Genomic DNA, 20,344 nt, shown 5'->3' with positions numbered 1-20,344 from the left:
GGGCGAACACGAGGAGAAAGCAGGAAAAGCCCGTGTCGTTGCTGGACATCCGGGTCCCCGCGGTAGTGCTGCGAATCGACCGGAATCCCTTTCACCACGGCACGCTGGGCGCCGTGCGGTCGCTCGGCAGGGCCGGCGTCGAGGTCCACGTCGTCGCCGATTCCGCGGCCAGCCCGGTCCGCGCCTCGCGTTTCGTGCGCGAGCTGCACCCCCCGCCCCCGCCCGGCGCGTGCCTGCGGGACATCGCGGCCGCGCTGGACCGGGTCGCCGCACGGCTCGCCCGGCCGGCCGTGCTCGTCCCGATGGACGACGCGAGCGCCATCGCGGCCGGCCGGCTGGGCGGGGAGCTGGCGCCCGCCTACCTGCTGCCGCGGCAGGCGGGCGGCCTGCCCGAACGGGTCGCCGACAAGGCCCGGCTGGCCGGGGTGTGCGCCGCCGCCGGTGTCCCGCACCCGGTGACCCTGGTCCCGGACAGCGCCGACGACGCGGCCGCCGCCGCCCGGCGGCTCGGACTGCCGGTGGTGGCCAAGTGGAGCCGGCCCTGGCTGCTGCCGGCCGGCAGCGGGCTGCGCTCGACGGCGCTGGTGCACTCGGCACGGCAGGCGCGGGACCTGTTCCGGCGCAGCGGCGAGGCGGGCAGCCCGCTGCTGCTCCAGGCGTTCCTGCCGCCCGGCCCCGACCGCGACTGGTTCTTCCACGGGTACGCCGACCGCACCGGCGCGCTGCGCGCCGGCGGGCCCGGCCGCAAGCAGCTGGCCTGGCCGCGCGGGGCGGGCCTGACCGCGGTCGGCCGGTGGACGCCCAACCCCCACGTGCAGGCGCTGGCCGAACGGCTCACCGGCGAACTGGGCTACCGGGGCATCTTCGACCTGGACTTCCGCCGCTGCGCCGGCACCGGCCGCTACCACTTGCTGGACTTCAACCCGCGCCCCGGCGCCCAGTTCCGGCTGTTCACCGACAGCGCCGGCCTGGACGTCGTACGGGCCCTGCACCTGGATCTGACGCACCGTCCGCTGCCGGAGGGGACGCCGCTGCCCGGGCGGGAGTTCGTGGTGGAGAACTACGCGCCGCTGACCGCGCTGCGCCCCACCCGCCAGGACCGCGAACTGGCCTGGTACGCCGCGGACGACCGGGGGCCGGGCCAGGCGATGTGGGCGCTGTGGGGCCGGCACGTGGCGGGCCGGCTCGCCGGACGCCTGTGCTCCCGTACGGCTCCGGCGCCGCTGCCCGCGCCCCGCTCCAGCCCGGACCACCGGGCGGGCGCCCCGGTCCTCCCCGACGAGAAAGCGAGCAGCTGCTGATGTACGACCTGCTGGTGGTGGGCGCCGGCCCGTACGGCCTGTCGATCGCGTCGCACGCCGCGGCGGCCGGCCTCGACGTCCGCGTCCTCGGGCGCCCCATGGCGTCCTGGCGCGACCACATGCCCCGGGGCATGTTCCTGAAGTCGGAGCCGTGGGCGTCCAACCTGTCCGATCCGGAGGGCCGCTGGCGGCTCGACGTCTTCTGCGCCTTCCGCGGCATGACGGCCCGGCACGCCGAGCCGATCCCGCTGGACGTGTTCGCCGAGTACGGCCTGTGGTTCGCCCGCAACGCCGTGCCCGGCGTCGACGAACGGACCGTGACCCGGGTGGCGGCGCGCGCCGGCGGCTTCGAGGCCGTCACCGAGGACGGTCAGACCCTGACCGCGAGGACCCTCGCGCTGGCCGTGGGCGTGCTGCCGTTCACCGAGATCCCGGCCGCCCTGCGCGGGCTGCCGCCGGAACTGGTCTCGCACAGCAGCCACCACGCCGACCTCGACCGGTTCCGCGGCGGGGACGTCACGGTGGTCGGCGGCGGTCAGGCCGCCCTGGAGACGGCCGCGCTCCTCGCCGAACAGGGCACCCGGGTGCGGGTGCTGGCCCGCGCGGACCGGCTGTGCTGGAACGATGTGCCCCCGCCCTGGCAGCGCCCCTGGTGGTCGACGGCCCGTTCCCCGCACAGCGGCCTGGGGCCCGGCTGGCGCAACTGGTTCTACGCCGAGCGGCCCGGTCTGTACCGGCGGCTTCCCGAGCGCACCCGGACCAGGATCGCGGGCGACGCGCTCGGCCCGGCCGGGGCCTGGTGGGTGCGCGACCGGGTGGAGCGGCGGGTGGAGGTGCTGCTCGGCCGGGAGGTGGTGGCGGCCCGTGCGGTGCCGGGCGGGCTGCGCCTGGAGACCGCGGCCCGGCGGGGCGGTCCGGCGGTGCTGGAGACCGGGCACGTCATCGCCGCCACCGGGTTCCGGGCCACCCGCGACCGGCTGCGGCTGCTCGCCCCCGACCTGCGCGCGCTGCTCGCGACGGGCGCCGACGGGGCGCCGCAGGTGGGGCTGGAGTTCGAGTCCTCGTACCCCGGTCTGTTCCTGGCCGGCCTGATCACGGCCGCGGGCTTCGGCCCGGCGATGCGGTTCGTGCACGGCGCGACCTTCACCGCGGGCACGCTGGTGCGCGGGGTGCGGCGGCGGCTGCGCGCGCGGCCGGCCGACCGGCGGATCCCGGCCGGCCGGCTCGGCGAGGTGCCGGAGACGGTGTCGCGCTGAGCACCGCCCCGCGGCGGGCGCCAGCTCCGGCACCCGGTGCGGCTAGCGGCGGGAGGCGGCCCGGCCTCGCCGGAACAGCATCGTCCCGGCCGCGATGAGCACGGCGCCGGCGGCCGAGGCCGCGATCATCTCCGGGGCCTCGCCGCCCGTGTGCGGGAGCTCGGGAGCGCCGGGGCGGTCCTCGCCCGGGCCGGGAGGCGTGCCGTGGTCGCCGGCGGGCGGGGGCGTCTCCTCGCCCCCGTACGGCGGCGGGGTGGGCTCGTCGCCGGGGCCGGGCCGGTCCCCGTAGCCGCCGGACTCCTCGGACTCTCCGTAGCCGGAGTCGTCGGAACTCCCGTAACCGGAGTCTTCCGGCCCGGCGGAGGCGGAGTCGTCGGAACTCCCGTAACCGGAGTCTTCCGGCCCGGCGGAGGCAGAGTCGTCGGAACTCCCGTAACCGGAGTCTTCCGGCCCGGCGGAGGCGGAGTCCTTCACGGAGTCGTCGTGCGCGTCGCGCTTCCCGGTGTCGTCGCGCTTCCCGGTGTCGTCGTGCTTACCGGTGTCGTGCGCGGCGCAGGAGTCGCCGGCCGCCGGGTTCAGCGCGGCGACGGCGTCGGCGCTGTTGCCGCAGACGCCGACCGGGGCGTGCACCGGCGCCTGCGCGTCGTTCCCGGACAGCGCACCGGGAGAGCCCTGGGCGGTGCCGTGCGCGTCGGAGCCGGCGAACGCGGAGCCGCCGTACAGGGACAGCATCCCGGTCGCGGCGGCGGCCAGGACGATGCCCTTGCTGAGAGTCTGTCGCAAGATCTCGTGGTCTTCCTGCTCGGAGAAGGGGGAAGGCCGGCCCCGGGGCGAAGAGGCGCTCTTCGTCGGTCCGGGGCCGGCCAGGGCGGAGCCGGGCTGGGGCTGATGCGTCCTCAGCCGTTGACGCAGACGTTGCCGATCGCCGGGTTCAGCGCGGCGATGACGTTGATCGAGTTGCCGCACACGTTGATCGGCACGTGGATCGGGACCTGGATGACGTTGCCCGACAGGACACCCGGGGAACCGACGGCGACACCCTTGGCGTCGGCGTCGGCGAAGGCCGGTCCGGCCAGGCCCAGGGCCAGAACGGCACCCGTGACGACAGCAACGCTCTTCTTCATGGAAGTTCCCTTCTCCGGGGGTCATGCCTCAAAGACGGCCAGAACCGTGTGAGCACGACCTGGACGGTCGCGGCACGGAACGAGGGATAGACGCTGGGGGAGATCACGGAACGCGAAAAGCGTGATTATCACTCGATCGCACCGCACTCTGGGCGCATCTCCCCATGGCGACGCAGGCCCTACGGCTTCATCAACCCGGCCCCTAAAGAATGGTTGCGCTGATTCACCCGGTTGGCGCCGCGCCGGCGCGCAGAAGGCCGCCCCCGGTGCCCCGGGGCCTAGGAGACGACGTCCTTGCGGGCGAAACCCCGGAAGGCCAGGGCGAACAGCACCAGCGCGTACGTCACGGACAGCGCGGCGCCCTGGATCATGCCGGACCACTCGGGATGCGGCTGGACGGCGTCCGCCCAGGCGAACTGCCAGTGCGCGGGCAGGAAGTCGCGCCAGTGGCCGAGGGCGGTGACGGCGTCCAGGACGTTGCCGACGATGGTCAGGCCCACCGCGCCGCCGACCGCGCCGAGCGGGGCGTCGGTCCGGGTCGAGAGCCAGAACGCCAGTCCGGCCGTGACCAGTTGGGACACGAAGACGTACAGCACGGCCACCACGAGCCGCTGGGCCGCCGTACCGGTGTCCAGCGCGCCGCCCGTCGGGATCTGCAGCGGGCCCCACCCGTAGGCGGCCGTGCCGGCCGCGAGGGCGACCAGCGGCAGCAGCAGCATCGCGGCGAGGCTCAGCCCGAGCGCCACGACCAGCTTGGACCACAGCAGCCGGGCCCGGGGCACCGGCGCGGCGAGCAGATAGCGCAGCGAGGACCAGCTCGCCTCCGAGGCGACCGTGTCCCCGCAGAACAGGGCGACCGGGATCACCAGCAGGAAGCCCGCGGAGACGAACAGGTTCACCGCGGCGAAGTTGGCGCCGGACGCGGTGGCCGTGTCCATCAGCGTCACCTGGCCGTTGCGCCCGCCCGGATCGCCGCCGATCGCGAAGGCGGTCAGCAGCACGAACGGCAGGACGGCCAGGACGGCGCCCATGACCAGGGTGCGGCGCCGCTTGAGCTGGCGGACCAGCTCCACGCGCAGCGGCAGGGTGCGGCCCGGCCGGTATCCGGAGGCGACTTCGGTGAGCGCGCTCATGCGGAACCTCCGATCAGGGTGAGGAAGGCGTCTTCCAGGCGGCGGTGCGGCCCGACCGAGGCGACCGGCACCTCCAGCCGCACCAGGTCCACGACCAGGCGTTCGGCCGTGCCGCCGGGTTCGAGCCGGACCAGCAGTCCGTCGCCGGTGCGCACGGCGGAGGCGACGCCGGGCAGCGCGCCCACCTTCTCCACCACCGGCTCCGCCACGGGCGCGGCGGTGCCGACCAGCAGCGTGTCGCCGGAGCCGGTGATCTCCCGGACCGGACCCGCCTGCACGAGCCGGCCGCGGTCCATCACCACCAGGTGGGTGCAGGACTGCTCGACCTCGGCGAGCAGGTGACTGGAGACGATCACCGTCCGGCCGCCGGCCGCGTAGCGGATCATCACCTCGCGCATCTCCCGGATCTGGGGCGGGTCGAGACCGTTGGTCGGCTCGTCCAGGATGAGCAGGTCGGGCAGGCCGAGCATGGCCTGGGCGATGGCGAGGCGCTGGCGCATGCCCTGCGAGTAGGTGCGCACCGCGCGGGCGAGGGCGTCGCCGAGTCCGGCGATCTCCAGGGCCTCGTCCAGGTGGGCGTCCGCGGGCGGGCGGCCGGTCGCCCGCCAGTACAGCTCCAGGTTCTCCCGGCCGGACAGGTGCGGCAGGAACCCGGCGCCCTCCACGAACGCGCCGACCCGGGAGAGCACCGCGGCGCCGGGCCGGATCGTGTGGCCGAAGACGCGGATCTCGCCGTCGTCCGGGCGGATCAGTCCCATCAGCATGCGCAGGGTGGTCGTCTTGCCCGCGCCGTTGGGTCCGAGCAGGCCGAGCACCTGCCCCTTCTCCACGCGGAAGGACAGCCCGCGCACCGCGTACCGGTCGGCGGACCCCGCGTACCGCTTGCTCAGGTCGCTGATCACCAGCGGGACGTCGGCCAGCTCCGGATCGGGCGCGGGCGCGGCCGTGCGGCGGCGGGCGGTGAGCAGCAGGGCGAGGGCGGCCGCCGCGCCGGCCGCGGGCAGCCACCACACCCAGGCGGGCAGCGGCGCGGCGGCGGTGGTGACCGCGGGGGCCGTCGGCACGCTCAGGTCCGACTTCAGGGAGACGGTGTAGGACGCCGGGGCGGCCGGTGAGGCGTAGCCGAGGTCGGTGGAGGCGAGGACCAGGCGGAGCCGGTGGCCCCTCTGCACCTCGTGGTCGATGGCCGGGAGGGTGACGGTGACGTCCTTGCCGGCTCTGGCGCCGGTCACCCGGAAGGGGGCGACGAGCTGGCCGGGCAGCACCTGCCGGGCGCCGTCCGGGCCGACGTCGTAGACCTTGCCGAACAGGACGGCGTCGTCGCGGGTGGAGGTGACGCGGACCGTGGCGGTCGGGGCGCCGGTGATCTGCAGGTCGCGGGTGAGGGGCGCGGAGTCGAACCGCGCGTACTGGCCGGGGAAGTCGAGGGAGACGCCGAGGCCGAGCGCGGACAGCCGGCCGAGGCCGCCGGAGCCGCCGAGGCCGGGCAGGGCGGAGACGCCGGGCGGGCTTGCCCCGGCCGGGTTGGTGACGCGCTGGGCGCCGCCGGTGAGGGGGACGGCGCGCCGGTGGCCGCGCAGACCGGGGTAGGCGGCGGCGCTCGCGCCGCGCAGCTGGGCGGTGCCGTCCGCGGAGTCGATGCCGCCGGTGCGGGTGACCCGGAAGGCCGGGCCGGTGTCGGCGCTCCGGTCGTCCTTCAGGTACCGGTCGAACCAGGCGCGTACGCGGGCCTCGACCCGGGCGGTCTCCGGGTCCCCGCCGTCGTGGCCGCCGGCGATCCAGTCGACGGCGACGGGGGTGCCGCCGGCGCGGATCGCCTTCTCGGCCGCGTCGGCCTGGTCCAGGGTGAACAGGGAGTCCGTCTGCCCCTGGACCAGCAGGGTGGGCGCCTCGATGCGGGCGCCGACGGCGGACGGCGAGCGTTCCTCCAGCAGGGCGCGGGCCGCCGGGTCGGGGACGCCGGACGCGGCGACCCGGTCGTACATCCGGCACAGCGCGGGCTCGAACCGCGCGCAGCCGCCGCCGGTGTTGACGAAGACGCCGGCCCACAGCTTCTTGAACACCCCGTTCGGGAACAGGGCGTCCGCGAGGTTCCAGTAGGTGACCGCCGGGGCGATGGCGTCCACCCGGTGGTCGTGTCCGGCGGCGAGCAGCGCCACGGCGCCGCCGTAACTGCCGCCGGCCACGCCCACGCGCGGGTCGCCTGGCCCGTCGAGCCGGACCCGCGGCTGCGCGGCCAGCCAGTCGACGAGCCGGGAGACGTCGGCGACCTCCCCGTCGGGGTCGTTGAGCCCGATCTTCCCGGTGGACCGGCCGAAGCCGCGCGCGGACCAGGTCAGGACCGCGTACCCGCTCCGGGCGAGGTCCTCGGCCTGCCGGCGCATGTCGTGCTTGCTGCCGCCGAAGCCGTGCGCGAGCAGGACGGCGGGGTGGCGGCCGGGCCCGGCCGGGGTGAAGAAGGAGGTGTCCAGGCGCACCCCGTCGACCGCCATGACCTGGTCGCTGCGGCGCACGGCCGGCGTGTCGCCGGAGGCGACGGCCGCCGTCCACGTCCCGGCACCGGCGAGCACCGCCACGGCGGCGGCGCCGGCCACGAGCCGGCGCGGCCTGTGCAGCAGCGCCCGCAGTGCGGGGAGTCGAAGATCCATGCGTCAACGGTACGGGCCGCGGGCGGCGGCCGCCGCCGCCCCCGGGTGGAGCTCCGGGCCCTTCCCGGGGGGTACGGGTCCGCTCCGGCGTACTCCGGGCGTGGTACGGCGCGCCGGGCTCCGCCGTGGTCCGCCGGGCCGCCCGCCGCCGTGCACGGACGGGGGTGGCGGGCGTCGCCGGGCGGGGCCCGCCGCGGCCCCGCGCGACGCGTCAGTGGTTGCGCGGGAAGCCGAGGTCCACGCCCGCCGGGGCGTCGGCCGGGTCGGGCCAGCGGGTGGTGACGACCTTGCCGCGGGTGTAGAAGTGGGTGCCGTCGTTGCCGTAGATGTGGTGGTCGCCGAAGAGCGAGTCCTTCCAGCCGCCGAAGGAGTGGTAGCCGACGGGGACCGGGATCGGCACGTTCACGCCGACCATGCCCGCCTCGACCTCCAGCTGGAAGCGCCGGGCCGCACCGCCGTCGCGGGTGAAGATCGCGGCGCCGTTGCCGAACGGGGAGGCGTTGATGAGGTCCAGGGCCTCCTCGTAGGTGCTGGCGCGCAGCACGCACAGCACCGGGCCGAAGATCTCGTCCCGGTACGCCTTCGCGCCGGCCGGCACCTTGTCGAGGAGCGAGATGCCGATCCAGTGGCCGTCCTCGAAGCCCTCGACGGTGTAGCCCGTGCCGTCGAGCACGACCTCCGCGCCCTCGGCGGCGGCGCCCTTCACGTACGACGCCACCTTGTCCCGGTGCGCCCTGGTGATCAGCGGACCCATCTCGGACGAGGGGTCGCTGCCCGGACCGATCCTGATCTTCTCGGCGCGCTCGCGGATCTTCTCCACCAGCGTGTCGCCGATGGCGCCCACCGCCACGACGGCCGAGATGGCCATGCAGCGCTCGCCCGCCGAGCCGTAGGCCGCGCTCACCGCCGCGTCGGCCGCCGCGTCCAGGTCGGCGTCCGGCAGCACCAGCATGTGGTTCTTGGCGCCGCCGAGGGCCTGCACCCGCTTGCCGTTGGCGGCGGCGGTGGTGTGGACGTGGCGGGCGATCGGGGTCGAGCCGACGAAGGAGACGGCCTTGACGTCCGGGTGCTCCAGCAGCCGGTCGACGGCCGTCCTGTCGCCGTGGACGACGTTGAAGACGCCGTCGGGCAGACCGGCCTCGGCGAGCAGCTCGGCGAGGCGGACCGACGCCGAGGGGTCCTTCTCGCTCGGCTTGAGCACGAAGGTGTTGCCGCAGGCGATGGCGATCGGGAACATCCACATCGGGACCATCGCCGGGAAGTTGAACGGCGTGATGCCCGCGACGACGCCGAGCGGCTGGCGGATGGAGGCCACGTCGACCCGGCTGGCGACCTGCGTGGACAGCTCGCCCTTCAGCTGGACGCTGATCCCGCAGGCCAGGTCGACGATCTCCAGGCCGCGCGCGACCTCGCCGAGCGCGTCGGAGTGCACCTTGCCGTGCTCGGCGGTGATCAGCTCGGCGATCTCGCCGCGGTGGGCGTCGAGCAGCGCCCGGAACCGGAACAGGATCTCGGTGCGCTGGGCGAGCGAGGACCGGCCCCAGGTCGCGAAGGCGTCCTTCGCGGCCGCGACGGCCGCGTCCACCTCCTCGGCCGACGCGAACGCGACCTTCGCGGTCACCGCGCCGGTCGCCGGGTCGGTGACCGGCCCGTACGTGCCCGACGCGCCGTCGACGGCCTTCCCGCCGATCCAGTGGTTGACGATCTTCGTCATGACCAGAGACTCCTTCTACAGATGGCGGCGCCGGGTGGAGACGTGCCGTTCGTACAGCTCGCGGGCCTTGACCGCCGACGGGCGGGTCGCGGTCTCGGCCACGGGAACATCCCACCAGGCCTGCGCCTCGGGCGCGCCCGACACAGTGTCGGACGTTTCGGTCTCGACGTAGACACATGTGGGGGTGTCGGCGGCGCGCGCCTCGGCGAGCGCCGCCCGCAGCTCCCGTACGGTGCCCGCGCGCAGCACCCGCATGCCGAGGCTGGCGGCATTGGCGGCGAGGTCGACGGGCAGCGGGGCGCCGGTGAGGGCGCCGTCGTCCGAGGGGAAGCGGAAGGCCGTGCCGAACCGCTCGCCGCCCACCGCCTGAGACAGTCCGCCGATCGAGGCGTACCCGTGGTTCTGCACCAGCACCACCTTGATCGCGACGCCCTCCTGCACGGCGGTCACGAGCTCCGTCGGCATCATCAGGTACGTGCCGTCGCCGACCAGCGCCCACACGTTCCGCTCCGGCGCGGCGAGCTTCACGCCGAGCGCGGCCGGGATCTCGTAGCCCATGCAGGAGTAGCCGTACTCCAAGTGGTACTGGTCGTGCGACCGCGCCCGCCACAGCCTGTGCAGGTCGCCGGGGAGCGAGCCGGCCGCGTTGACGATGATGTCGGACTCGTCCACGAGGGCGTCCAGGGCGCCGATGACCTGCGGCTGCGTCGGCCGCACGTCGATCTGCCCGGCCGCGAGGCAGGCGTCGACGCGCCGCTCCCAGTGCTCCTTGCCCTCGGTGTACTCGGCGACGTAGGAGCCGGCGACCCGGTGGCCGTGCATCTGAAGGCGCTCGGTCAGCTCCACCAGGCCGTTGCGGGCGTCCGCGATCAGCGGAAGCCCGGCCATCTTGTGCCCGTCGAAGGGCGCGACGTTGAGGTTGAGGAAGCGGACGTCCGGGTTCTCGAAGAGGGTGTGAGAGGCGGTGGTGAAGTCGGTGTACCGGGTGCCGACGCCGATCACCAGGTCCGCGGTGCGGGCCAGGCCGTCGGCGGTCGCGGTGCCGGTGTGGCCGATGCCGCCGACGTCCTGGGGGTGGTCGTACCGCAGGGAGCCCTTGCCGGCCTGGGTGGAGGCGACCGGGATGCGGGTGGCCGCCGCGAACTCGGCGAGGGCCGCCTCGGCGCGACTGTGGTGGACCCCTCCGCCGGCGACGACCAGCGGCCTGCGCGCCTCGCGGATCGCCTGGACCGCCCCGGCCAGCTCGGCGGGGTCCGCGCCCGGCCGGCGCACGGTCCACACGCGTTCGGCGAAGAACTCCTCCGGCCAGTCGAAGGCCTCGGCCTGGACGTCCTGCGGCAGGGCGAGGGTGACCGCGCCGGTCTCCACCGGGTCGGTGAGGACCCGCACGGCCTGCAGCACGCTCGGGATCAGCTGTTCGGGGCGGGTGATGCGGTCGAAGTACCTGGACACCGGGCGCAGGGTGTCGTTGACCGAGACGTCGCCCGCGTACGGCGCCTCGAGCTGCTGCAGGACCGGGTCGGCGGGGCGGGTCGCGAAGACGTCGCCGGGCAGGAGCAGGACCGGGAGGTGGTTGATGGTGGCGAGGGCGGCGCCGGTGACGAGGTTCGTCGCGCCGGGGCCGATCGAGGTCGTCACCGCGTGCGTGGACAGGCGGTTGGACTGGCGGGCGTAGCCGACCGCCGCGTGCACCATGGACTGCTCGTTGCGGCCCTGGTGGTACGGCATCACGCCGGCGTACTCGACGAGCGCCTGGCCGATGCCGGCGACGTTGCCGTGCCCGAAGACGCCCCAGGTCGCGCCGATCAGCCGCCGCCGCTCGCCGTCCCGCTCGGTGTGCTGGGCGGCGAGGAAGCGCACCAGTGCCTGGGCGACGGTCAGCCGGATCGTCATCGGTACCCCCCTGTGGTCTCGGTGTGGTCGGGGTGGAAGCGGATCCGCCACTCCCGCGTCCGGCCGGGTCCGGCCATGACGTTCAGGTAGTACATGGCGTGCCCGGGCTGGGCGATCGACGGGCCGTGCCAGCCGTCGGGGACGAGGACGGCGTCACCGGAGCGGACCTCGGCGAGGACGTCCGAGCCCCCGTCGCGCGAGGGGAACACCCGCTGGTAGCCGAGCCCGTTCGGGCCGTCGATCTCGAAGTAGTAGATCTCCTCCAGCTCGGACTCCTCGCCCGGCCGGTGCTCGTCGTGCTTGTGCGGCGGATAGGAGGACCAGTTGCCGCCGGGGGTGATCACCTCCACGGCGATCAGCCGGTCGCAGGGGAAGGAGTCCGCGGCGGCGAAGTTGCGCACCCGGCGGGCGCAGGCGCCGCTGCCGCGCTCCTCGACGGGGACCTCCGGCGCGGGGCCGTAGCGGGCGGGGAGTCGTCGCTCGCACTTCGCTCCTGCCAGGGCGAAGCGGCCTCCCGCGCCGGAGGCGATCTGGACCCGGGTGTCCCGGGGGGCGTATGCGAAGTCGGAGACGTCCGCGAACACGCTCTCCCGGCCCAGGAGTTGGAACTGGTCGTGCTCAATTTGTACGGTACATCCGCCTTCCAGCGGAAGCAGGATCCATTCGCTGTCCCCGGTGGTGAACGTATGCGTACCGCCCGGCGCCAGCTCCACGACACGCAGGCCGCTGTACGTCCACCCGGCCCGTGCCGGGTCGATGTCGACGGCGTACCGGGCGTTCGCGGTCGCCCCCCTCGGCAGGTGCAGCTCGGTCATGCGGCCCTCACAGCAGTCCTACGGCGGTGTCCACGGCGGCGGCCACGTCGCCGTCCGCCGGATACAGCAGCGAGCGGCCGACCACCAGCCCGCGCACGGTGGGGAGCCGGAGCGCGCCGCGCCACTTCTCGTAGGCGGCGTCCTGGTCCCCGGGCGAGTCGCCGATGTCCCCGCCGAGCAGCACGGCGGGCAGCGTGGAGGTCTCCATGACCCGGGCCATGTCGTCGGGGTTCTCGGTGACCGGCACCTTCAGCCAGGTGTAGGCGGAGGAGCCGCCGAGTCCGGAGGCGATGGCGATGGACCGGGTGACCGCCTCGGCGGTCAGGTCGTTGCGCAGCCTGCCCTCGGGGGTGCGGCGGCTGATGAACGGCTCCACGAACACCGGCAGCCGGCGCGCGGCCATGGCGTCGACGGCGCGGGCGGCGGACTCCAGGGTGGTCAGGGAGCCCGGGTCGTCGTAGTCGACGCGCAGCAGCAGCTTGCCCGCGTCGAAGCCGAGGCGCTCGATGTCCTCGGGGCGGTGGCCGGTGAAGCGGTCGTCCAGCTCGAAGCTGGCCCCCTGCAGCCCGCCGCGGTTCATGGAGCCCATGACGACCTTGTGGTCGAGGGCCCCGAGCAGGAGCAGGTCGTCCAGGATGTCGGCGGTGGCGAGGACGCCGTCGACGCCGGGCCGGGACAACGCAAGGCAGAGGCGTTCGAGCAGGTCGGCGCGGTTGGCCATGGCGAGCCTGCGCTCGCCGACGCCGAGGGCCCCGCGGGCCGGGTGGTCGGCGGCGACGATCATCAGTCGGCCGGTCTCGCCGAGCAGGGGCCTGCGGGCCCGGCGCGCGGCGGCCTCGGCGATCGCCTCGGGGTGGCGGGTGCGGATGCGGACGAGTTCCCCCACGTCGACACGGCGGGGCCGGGCCGCGTCCCCGGCCGCGGTGCGCGCGCCCACCACCCGTCCGGCCCTCACCGCACCGCTCCGGCCTCGAGGGCGGCGGCCACCTCGTCGGGGGTGGGCATCGCGGAGGAGCACTCCAGGCGGGAGGCGACGATCGCGCCGGCCGCGTTGGCGTGCCGCATGACCGTCTCCAGGTCCCAGCCGGCCAGCAGGCCGTGGCACAGGGAGCCGCCGAAGGCGTCCCCGGCGCCGAGACCGTTGAGGACGGTGACGGGCAGGGGCGGCACCTCGGCGCAGTCGCCGTCGCGGCCGACGGCGAGGACGCCTTTCGGTCCCTGCTTCACGACGGCCAGCTCGGCCCCCGCGTCCAGCAGGGCGCGGGCCGCCGTGCGGGGTTCGCGCACCCCGGTGGCGACCTCCACCTCGTCCAGGTTGCCGACGGCGACGGTGGTGTGGCGCAGGGCCTCGGCGTAGAAGGGGCGGGCGGCGTCCGGGTCGCGCCAGAACGCGGGGCGCCAGTCGAGGTCGAAGACGGTGATGCCGGCCCGGGCGCGGTGGGCGAGGGCCGCGAGGGTCGCCGTGCGGCTGGGCTCCTCGCTCAGGCCGGTGCCGGTGACCCAGAGGATCCGGGTGGCGCGCAGAGCCTCCAGGTCGAGCTCGTGGGCGTGGATCTCCAGGTCGGGGGCCTTGGGCTGCCGGTAGAAGTAGAGCGGGAAGTCGTCCGGCGGGAAGACCTCGCAGAAGGTGACCGGGGTCGGCAGGCCGGGGACGGGGGTGGCCCAGCGGTCGTCGACGCCGAAGCCGCGCAGCTCCTGGCGGAGGTAGGCGCCGAACGGGTCGTCGCCGGTGCGGGTGATCACGGCGGTGCTCCGGCCGAGCCGGGCCGCGGCCACCGCGACGTTCGCCGCCGACCCGCCGAGGAACTTGCCGAACGACGACACCTGGGCGAGCGGGACACCTGTCTGCAGCGGGTAGAGGTCCACTCCGATCCGCCCCAGGGTGATCAGGTCGTAGGCCATCGGCTTCCCTTCGTCATGGCTCTCCCCGGCTTTCTAACCCCGCGCACCCAGCCTGTCAATGTTTTGTCCGGACATTCGGACGATGCCGCGCGCCCGCATCCGGCCGCACCCGACGGGTGCGATCCGCACCCGTCCGGCCGGCTTCCGCAACGCGCCCCGCCGACGTGCCGGCGTGCGCCTTTGCGGCGGATGTGTCACAAACACCCCCTTCTCGTCACACATGTCGCGCGTACGCGGGCCCTCGGTCACACCCGGTCCACAAGCGCCTCCCGACGGTCACTCCGCGTCGTTCACCGGGCACAGGTGTGGTGATCGTCAGCGCAGCGCCCGGTCCCCACGGCGGCCGTTCCGGCCGCCGCCGCGGTGCGCGCGGGAGGGTGCGGCTCATGACCGACCGAAGGCTCTGGTCCTACAAGGAGATCGCGGCGCACATCCGGGTGCAGCCGGACACCGTGCGGTCGTACCGCAAGCACGGGCTGCTGCCCCCGCCCGACCACGTGGAGGGCGGCAAGCCGTACTGGTACGCCGACACCGTCCGCTCGTGGGCCGCCTCCCGCCCCGGCAACCGCGCCCGCAGAGGCGGCTGACCGCGCCCCCTCCTCGCCCGTCCCGCTCGCGCCCCGCGGGCGCCCGGCGCCGCCCGGGCCGTCAGCTCCAGGGCGCGACGGCCATCACCCCGGCGCCGGGCGCCGTTCCGGACGCGGCGAGGGCCGCCGGGGCCGGCGCGGCCGGCCGGACGTGCCGGACGCGGCGGCGCCGGCCGTCCACCGAGGCCGCGCAGGCGGCGGGCGAGCCGGGGGCGTCGAGCGGGAGGTGGGCGCCGCCGGTCGCCTCCCGCACGCCGACGAACGGCACGGTGATCCGGCCGCCGGGCCGCCACCGGGTCGCCGACGCACCCACCGACTCGACGGCACCGGCGCGTTCTGCGCGCTCCTTTCTTCACGACGGGAACGCCACCGTGCCGACTTTCGGATCGATCGGATCGATCGGATCGGTCGTCTCGTAGGACTTCGGGACTGATCGCTTCGGCGCCGCCACCTCGCGCGGACAACTTTCCTCCGCTTCACCCGTGTTGGTGCAAGTGCCGTACCGGATCTGACACCGGCCACCCGGCGCCACGACAGGCCGCGGACGCAACTTCCCTCGTCACCCCGTGACTTGGCGGGCCCTTCCCCTCCCCGCCGCGCACCGCTCCTCCCGAGGGGCGGCCGTCCGGCGTGGAACACCCCTCCAGCTACTGCTAGTGTCTGCGCAGTCACGCTGGGCAATCAGTCTCTTCCGACACTCAAAGAACGAGGGTTCCATGCGCAAGCTTCAGCATGTCGTGCTCGCTGCGGTCGCGGCCGGCGGCCTGTCGGCCGTCGGAGCCGGCGCCGCCGTCGCCGACACCCCTGACGGCGGGGTCCAGGTGTCCGACCTCTACCGCCCGTACCAGGAATGCAGCCCGCAGACGGTGTCCGAGAACGACGTGCCGATCGGCGTGCTCGGCCTCGCCCAGACGATGGACACCACCTGCGGCCAGTTCAACCACGCCTTCACCCGCTGACCCCGACGGCGCCGGAGCCGTCGTGCGCGGCCGGCGCCCGGGGCGCCCCTACGAAGGAGCAACGGACATGTTCAGCAGAAAGAAGATCGCCGCCGTCTCGGGGCTCCTCGGCGGCCTCGCCCTGACGGGCGCCGGCCTCGCCCAGGCGCACGCCGCGGCGGGCCCGGGGACCTGCACCCGCGACCTCCTGGGCGGCATCACCTGCGTGCAGCGGATCTCGGGCGAGATCCCCGAGGACGGCACCTTCCCCCACCAGGAGAGCTGCCGGACGGTACAGCCCGTGACCCTGCCCGCCGCCATGGGTTCCGGCAGGACCCGGCTCGGACCCGAGGTGACCTGCTCCCCCGGAACCGTGGGAGTGCCCGTGGAGACCGACGGGGAGCAGGAGTCGCCCGGCCTCAGGCGCTGACCGGACCCGGAGGCCGGCGCCGTCCGGCCATAAGGGGGGCCGACACGACATGTGGAGCGTAGATCCTGAATCGCTACTCAGTGTGTGTATAAGCTCACAACGAGTAGCCAGAACCAGGCGTCATGCCTAGGTAAGAAAGGGTCAACCATGCGTAAGTTTCAGCGCGCTGCAGTCGTAGCGGCCACGATCGTGGGCCTGTCCGCCCTCGGCGCCGGTGTCGGTTTCGCCAACGGCAACGACGACGCGGCTCCGGGCATCACCGCGGTGGCCAACTCGTCGGCCAACGCCGTCGCCGTCGGCGGCGGTTACTACGTGCAGCCGCAGGCCCAGCCCGAGGGCCAGCACGAGGGTCAGCCCGAGGGCCAGCCGGAGGAGCAGAAGCACGGCGAGCCCGAGCACGAGGGCTACGGCGACCACGAGGGCGAGCACGAGGGCGAGTAAGACGCACCGGGGGCTCATCCCCTCGGCGCCACCACGGGCACGTCGGCCTTCCACGGAAGCATGACCGACGCCCCGTGCCAACGACAGCCCGGACGCGCGGCCATCCATCAGGGTGCGCGTCCGGGCTGCGGCCGTCCCGCCGTCGCGCGCCGCAGCGCGTTCCGGAGCGGGATGACCTGTTTCGACCTTCTCGGGCCCGGGCGCACGCCGGTGGACGGCACAGGCGCCCGGGCCTCCGTCGTAAAGGAAGCAGCACATGTTCACTCCGCAGAAGTCGGCCGTCGTCTCCGGCCTCGTCGGCGGCCTCGCCGCGCTCTGCCTCGGCGCCGGACACGCGCAGGCGGTCGGCGACTCGGGCGCGTGCAGGACCACCGCACAGGGCGGCACCGTCTGCGTCCACAAGAGCGAGACGCGCCTCGACAAGGACGGCTCGCACGTCATCAAGCAGGAGCAGGACTGCTCGACGATCGACCGGCCCAACGTGGTGTCCTCGGACGACCGGCTGACCGGCGACGGGTCCACCAAGGTCGGGCCGGTCGTGGAGTGCTCCAACACGGCGGAACTGCCCAAGGGCTTCAGGAAGCCGCACATCGAGCTCTGAGCACCGCACGCGAATGCCGGGCCGGGATCGCTCCCGGCCCGGCATTCCGGCTTCTCCGTCGCCCGCCGGCACAACGCCCGCCGGCAGAAACGACGTTCCCGGCGCCCCTGCCGGTCGCAGGGACGCCGGGAAACGGTTCCGTTCTCAGCCGCCGAAGCTGTTGTTGCAGCCCATCGTCGAGCCGATGTCGGTGGCCTGCGCACCCGGGTTGCCCTCGCCGTTCAGCAGGTTGCCGCCGAGGCCGTTGAGGATGCCGACCTCGCCGAGGATGTCGACGTTCAGGTCGTGCGACCGGCAGTTGCTGCTCTGGTGGACCTCGAACTCGTCACCGCCCTTGCCCCAGCCGTGGTCGGCGTGGGCGGTGCCGGCGCTGAGGAGCCCGACGCTCCCGAGCGCGGCGACGAGGACGGCGGCCTTGCGGAGCTTGTTCATGTCATCTCCGGTGAAGTGAGGTGGTTGAGAGGGGTGGCGCATGCGGACGGTCCCGGCACCCTGGCCAGGGGCCAAGTGCCGGGACCGTGTGTCGCCCGGCGTGTTCGCGTCGGACGGCGGCTCAGAGGGCGCTGTTGTTGCAGCCCATGGTCGAGCCGATGTCGGTGGCCTGGGCGCCGGGGTTGCCCTCGCCGTTGAGCGCGTTGCCCAGGAGGCCGTTGAGCAGGCCGACCTCGCCGAGGACGTCCAGGTTCAGGTCGTGCGAGCGGCAGTGCGAGCTCTGCGAGATCTTGAACTTGTCGCCGTGGTCGCCGCCCTTGCCCTCGCCCTGGTCGGCGTGGGCCGTGCCGCCCACGAGCCCGATGGTGCCCAGCGCGGCGACCAGAACGGCAACGTTGCGAAGCTTGCGCATGTCATCTCCGGTGGAGTGAGTGGTCTCGATCCGTGACGGATCGACTTGTTACAGTTACGGGAGACTAATACGAACCACCTCAAAGCGGACAACGACGCGCCGGTTGCGGACCCTCTCGGGCAGAAACACCCGAAAGCCGTACCGCTCGTGGCCGGACCCGTCGGTGTGGCGCCCGAAGGACCGTGCCGGACACCGGAGTTCGGTCGTCCGGCGGGTGCTACCCCAGGCCGGTCGCGCTCGCGAGGGAGTTCGCCTGGCTGTTGGCCTGGGTGCAGTCGACGCCCCGGGTCTGGGAGGCGGCGAGCAGGGCGACCGGGATGTTCGCGTCGAGCAGGGTCTGCGGGCTGCACTCCTGGTAGGGGCGGAACAGGTTGTTCTGCCGCACCGGGGCGCCCTGCTGCGTGTGGGCCTGCGGGGCCGGCGGCGAGATCTGGGGGCTGATCTGCGGGTTCAGCTGAGGGTTGACCTGCGGGGCGACCTCGGTGGCCCGCCGCGGGGGAGCTGCCTGCTGCGGAGCCGGCGAACCGTAGGTCTGCGCGGTCGCCTGTGACGAGGTGGCCGCGGCGGCCTGGGCGTCCTGCTGTGAAACGGGAGGCGGTGCGGCCCCGTTGTGGCCGGCGGGGGCGGCGTAGCTCGGGCCGGCGCCGACGGCGGACAGACCGCCGGCTGCCGCGACGACGAGCGCGACGTGCTGAAGCTTGCGCATGAAATCCTCGGCCCTTCATTGACTGTGTACGGAACTCGTGAAATGCCGATGCGGCAGCGCAGGTGTCACTGATGAGCTGCCCCGTGCGACTGCGATGGGCCATCGCCCTCGGCTCCGTGGGGAACGAGACGGGCGCGGACGCGGACACGGCCGGCCGAGCGGGCTCACCCGTTTGCCGCACCTCCGGGCGGGGCCCGGGGGCCGGCCGGGCGGACGGCAAACGGGTGACGGGGCCGCAGGGCCGTGACCACGGCGCCGCGCCCCTCGTTCCAACGGGGAGAGGGCAGCGGCCGTCGGCCCGGCACGGGTTGCGGAATCCGCTGCCGGCTTCGACGCGACGTCCGCGTGCTGCTCGCAACCACCGCTGCCGACCGTGCGGTTCGAGTACCGCACCGGCTGCACGCGTGACCGCATTGAACGCACTGTTTTCAGGTATCGAAGGGCCGAGGGTTTCATGCGCAAGCTTCACAAGGCCGCGCTCGTCGTAGCAGCGGCCAGCGGTCTGTCCGCCATCGGCGCCGGCGTCAGCCATTCCGACCCCATGGTCGGACCAGGCGGTCCCGTTCCGGCGCCGGCTCCCGAGTACCCGGCTCCGCAGGCCGCGCCGCAGACATTCGCTCCGCAGCCGGCCGCGCCCCAGGCGTTCGCTCCCCAGCCGGCCGCGCCCCAGGCGTTCGCTCCCCAGCCGGCCGCGCCGCAGACGTTCGCTCCGCAGCCGGCCGCGCCCCAGGCGTTCGCTCCGCAGCCGGCCGCGCCGCAGCAGCAGACCGGTTATGCCTCCGCCACGGCCACGTCGCTGGGTACGGCACAGGCCTCCACCTCGCCGTACCCGCAGCAGCAGCCGGTGCAGATGGCCCCCCAGCAGCAGCCGGTGCAGATGGTGCCGCAGCAGCAGCCGGTGCAGATGGTGCCGCAGCAGCAGCCGGTGCAGGCGGTCCCGCAGCAGCCGGTCCAGATGGTGCCTCAGCAGCAGCCGGTGCAGATGGTCCCGCAGCAGCAGCCCGTCCAGGCGGTCCCGCAGCAGCTTGTCCAGGCGGCTCCCCAGCAGCAGCCGGCGCAGGTGGTGCCGCAGGTCATGCCCCAGGTCATGCCGCAGGTCGCCCCTCAGGTGGCCATGCCGCAGGCCGTCACCCCCGAGCCCCCGGCGCACGTCGCCCCTCAGGTGAACCCGCAGGTCAACCCTCAGGTGAACCCGCTGTTCAACCCGCAGGTCACCCCGGGGAGCGTCCCGGAGCTGGCTCCGGTCGGCCTCGGGCAGATCGCGGCGCCTCCCGTCGGCCAGCTGGGACTTCCCCGGCTCGGCTGACGGCGTTCCCGCATCGTCGTCCCTCCCATCCCGTCCGCTCGACCAAACGGAGAAACCATGCGCATGTTCCACAAGGCCGTCCTCGTCGGCGCCATGATCGGCAGTGTCGGCTCGATCGGCGGCAACGCCGCCTTCGCCCACGGCGAGCCGGGCCACGACATCGACGTCACCCAGGGCATCGAGTGCCGTTCGCACGACATGAACATCGAGGTGATCGGCAGCGTCGGCGCCGTCACCGGCCTGGCGGGCAACCTGCTCAACGGCGAAGGCAACCCGGGCGCGCAGCAGAGCCACCTCGGTTCCGACATGGGCTGCAACAGCCGGGCGTTCTGACGCCCTCGCCGGCTTCCCCCTCCGGGCACGCACAGATCTGTGCGTGCCCTTCGGCTTTGTGCGGCCCGGGACGTGCCACGGGCCCCAGAAGTGTCTTTCGAGACTCCTGGGGCCCGGATCGAAGGGAACGCACCCCCTCAACGACGCCGTGCGCCGGAAGGTCACGCGCCCGCCGGTGGAGCACCGCGGCCGCCCACCGCACCGGCGCCCGGGTGGTCGGTGGGGCTGTGGCAGTGCCGTGGGGGAACGATCCACTGCCACAGCCGTCCCGTCCCCCTGCGTACCCGCCGGCCTCTTCCCCCAGTCCCGGAACCACCCGAAGTGGTGCACGCGGGTCCCGGGCGTGACGGCGGGCCCGCGGCACTCGTTCGG

21 protein-coding genes and 1 pseudogene are annotated in these 20,344 nt (G+C 74.1%); 9 read left to right on the top strand and 13 right to left on the bottom strand.

Going from position 1 to position 20,344, the window contains the following annotated elements:
• Positions 1–32 precede the first annotated feature (32 nt).
• A complete protein-coding gene (locus tag ABZ261_RS07905; RefSeq protein ID WP_356856461.1) occupies positions 33–1,301 on the top strand; it encodes an ATP-grasp domain-containing protein in 1,269 nt (422 codons plus the stop codon).
• Positions 1,301–2,557 carry an FAD-dependent oxidoreductase gene (locus tag ABZ261_RS07900; protein WP_356856459.1) on the top strand — a complete coding sequence of 419 codons (1,257 nt, stop codon included), beginning with the start codon at positions 1,301–1,303 and terminating at the stop codon, positions 2,555–2,557. Before ABZ261_RS07905 ends, ABZ261_RS07900 begins: the two co-directional genes overlap by 1 nt.
• Positions 2,558–2,599: 42 nt before the next feature.
• On the opposite strand, the gene ABZ261_RS07895 is transcribed toward ABZ261_RS07900, so the two are convergent.
• The 9 genes from ABZ261_RS07895 to iolC form a co-directional block, all read right to left on the bottom strand.
• A complete protein-coding gene (locus ABZ261_RS07895; RefSeq protein ID WP_356856457.1) occupies positions 2,600–3,340 on the bottom strand; it encodes a chaplin family protein in 741 nt (246 codons plus the stop codon).
• Positions 3,341–3,453: 113 nt separating this feature from the next.
• Positions 3,454–3,681 (bottom strand): chaplin, encoded by a 228-nt coding sequence (locus tag ABZ261_RS07890; RefSeq protein ID WP_356856455.1) that lies wholly within the window; start codon positions 3,679–3,681, stop codon positions 3,454–3,456.
• A gap of 278 nt (positions 3,682–3,959) precedes the next feature.
• The gene (locus ABZ261_RS07885) at positions 3,960–4,814 is read right to left on the bottom strand and encodes an ABC transporter permease (protein WP_356856453.1); all 855 of its coding nucleotides are present in this window, start codon (positions 4,812–4,814) and stop codon (positions 3,960–3,962) included.
• The gene (locus tag ABZ261_RS07880; RefSeq protein WP_356856451.1) at positions 4,811–7,462 is read right to left on the bottom strand and encodes a CocE/NonD family hydrolase; all 2,652 of its coding nucleotides are present in this window, start codon (positions 7,460–7,462) and stop codon (positions 4,811–4,813) included. Before ABZ261_RS07880 ends, ABZ261_RS07885 begins: the two co-directional genes overlap by 4 nt.
• Before the next feature lie 211 nt (positions 7,463–7,673).
• Entirely contained in the window at positions 7,674–9,176 is a 1,503-nt protein-coding gene (gene mmsA, locus ABZ261_RS07875) for a CoA-acylating methylmalonate-semialdehyde dehydrogenase (protein ID WP_356856449.1), read from the bottom strand.
• A 15-nt stretch (positions 9,177–9,191) separates the two neighbouring features.
• Complete coding sequence (gene iolD, locus ABZ261_RS07870; protein WP_356856447.1) at positions 9,192–11,069, bottom strand: 3D-(3,5/4)-trihydroxycyclohexane-1,2-dione acylhydrolase (decyclizing); 1,878 nt, start codon at positions 11,067–11,069, stop codon at positions 9,192–9,194.
• Positions 11,066–11,884: a 5-deoxy-glucuronate isomerase gene (gene iolB, locus ABZ261_RS07865; protein WP_356856445.1), complete on the bottom strand. Its 819-nt coding sequence runs from the start codon at positions 11,882–11,884 to the stop codon at positions 11,066–11,068. Before iolB ends, iolD begins: the two co-directional genes overlap by 4 nt.
• A 7-nt stretch (positions 11,885–11,891) precedes the next feature.
• On the bottom strand, positions 11,892–12,824 hold the full coding sequence (locus ABZ261_RS07860) for a deoxyribose-phosphate aldolase (protein WP_356856693.1): 933 nt from the start codon (positions 12,822–12,824) through the stop codon (positions 11,892–11,894).
• An 11-nt stretch (positions 12,825–12,835) separates the two neighbouring features.
• A complete protein-coding gene (gene iolC / locus ABZ261_RS07855) occupies positions 12,836–13,786 on the bottom strand; it encodes a 5-dehydro-2-deoxygluconokinase (RefSeq protein WP_356856443.1) in 951 nt (316 codons plus the stop codon).
• A 386-nt stretch (positions 13,787–14,172) separates the two neighbouring features.
• On the opposite strand from iolC, the gene ABZ261_RS07850 reads away from it, so the two are divergent.
• A complete protein-coding gene (locus tag ABZ261_RS07850) occupies positions 14,173–14,373 on the top strand; it encodes a MerR family transcriptional regulator (protein ID WP_356856441.1) in 201 nt (66 codons plus the stop codon).
• Positions 14,374–14,434: 61 nt separating this feature from the next.
• Here ABZ261_RS07850 and ABZ261_RS07845 read toward each other — a convergent pair.
• Positions 14,435–14,626, bottom strand: a pseudogene (locus tag ABZ261_RS07845) (hypothetical protein); the annotation flags it as partial.
• A gap of 463 nt (positions 14,627–15,089) precedes the next feature.
• Here ABZ261_RS07845 and ABZ261_RS07840 point away from each other — a divergent pair.
• The 4 genes from ABZ261_RS07840 to ABZ261_RS07825 all read left to right on the top strand — a co-directional run bounded on the left by ABZ261_RS07840 (position 15,090) and on the right by ABZ261_RS07825 (position 16,783).
• Complete coding sequence (locus ABZ261_RS07840; RefSeq protein WP_356856439.1) at positions 15,090–15,332, top strand: hypothetical protein; 243 nt, start codon at positions 15,090–15,092, stop codon at positions 15,330–15,332.
• Between the two features lie 67 nt (positions 15,333–15,399).
• On the top strand, positions 15,400–15,741 hold the full coding sequence (locus ABZ261_RS07835; protein WP_356856437.1) for a hypothetical protein: 342 nt from the start codon (positions 15,400–15,402) through the stop codon (positions 15,739–15,741).
• 147 nt (positions 15,742–15,888) lie between these two features.
• The gene (locus ABZ261_RS07830; protein WP_356856435.1) at positions 15,889–16,182 is read left to right on the top strand and encodes a hypothetical protein; all 294 of its coding nucleotides are present in this window, start codon (positions 15,889–15,891) and stop codon (positions 16,180–16,182) included.
• 256 nt (positions 16,183–16,438) lie between these two features.
• Positions 16,439–16,783, top strand: coding sequence for a hypothetical protein (locus ABZ261_RS07825; protein WP_356856433.1), 345 nt, complete (start codon positions 16,439–16,441; stop codon positions 16,781–16,783).
• Between the two features lie 144 nt (positions 16,784–16,927).
• On the opposite strand, the gene ABZ261_RS07820 is transcribed toward ABZ261_RS07825, so the two are convergent.
• From ABZ261_RS07820 to ABZ261_RS07810, 3 genes are all read right to left on the bottom strand, one after another.
• Positions 16,928–17,215, bottom strand: coding sequence for a hypothetical protein (locus ABZ261_RS07820; RefSeq protein WP_356856431.1), 288 nt, complete (start codon positions 17,213–17,215; stop codon positions 16,928–16,930).
• A 121-nt stretch (positions 17,216–17,336) separates the two neighbouring features.
• Positions 17,337–17,627, bottom strand: coding sequence for a hypothetical protein (locus ABZ261_RS07815; protein ID WP_356856429.1), 291 nt, complete (start codon positions 17,625–17,627; stop codon positions 17,337–17,339).
• 217 nt (positions 17,628–17,844) lie between these two features.
• Positions 17,845–18,333, bottom strand: coding sequence for a hypothetical protein (locus ABZ261_RS07810; RefSeq protein ID WP_356856427.1), 489 nt, complete (start codon positions 18,331–18,333; stop codon positions 17,845–17,847).
• A 454-nt stretch (positions 18,334–18,787) separates the two neighbouring features.
• Between ABZ261_RS07810 and ABZ261_RS07805 the strand changes: the two genes are divergently transcribed.
• Both ABZ261_RS07805 and ABZ261_RS07800 read left to right on the top strand, forming a co-directional pair.
• Complete coding sequence (locus tag ABZ261_RS07805) at positions 18,788–19,639, top strand: hypothetical protein (protein ID WP_356856425.1); 852 nt, start codon at positions 18,788–18,790, stop codon at positions 19,637–19,639.
• A gap of 57 nt (positions 19,640–19,696) precedes the next feature.
• Positions 19,697–19,972 carry a hypothetical protein gene (locus ABZ261_RS07800; protein WP_356856423.1) on the top strand — a complete coding sequence of 92 codons (276 nt, stop codon included), beginning with the start codon at positions 19,697–19,699 and terminating at the stop codon, positions 19,970–19,972.
• Positions 19,973–20,344: the final 372 nt, after the last annotated feature.

The sequence above is a fragment of the Streptomyces sp. NPDC006193 genome (genome assembly GCF_040613915.1).
Classification (GTDB): Bacteria; Actinomycetota; Actinomycetes; order Streptomycetales; family Streptomycetaceae; genus Streptomyces.
This window is presented reverse-complemented; position numbering and strand designations above follow the sequence as displayed.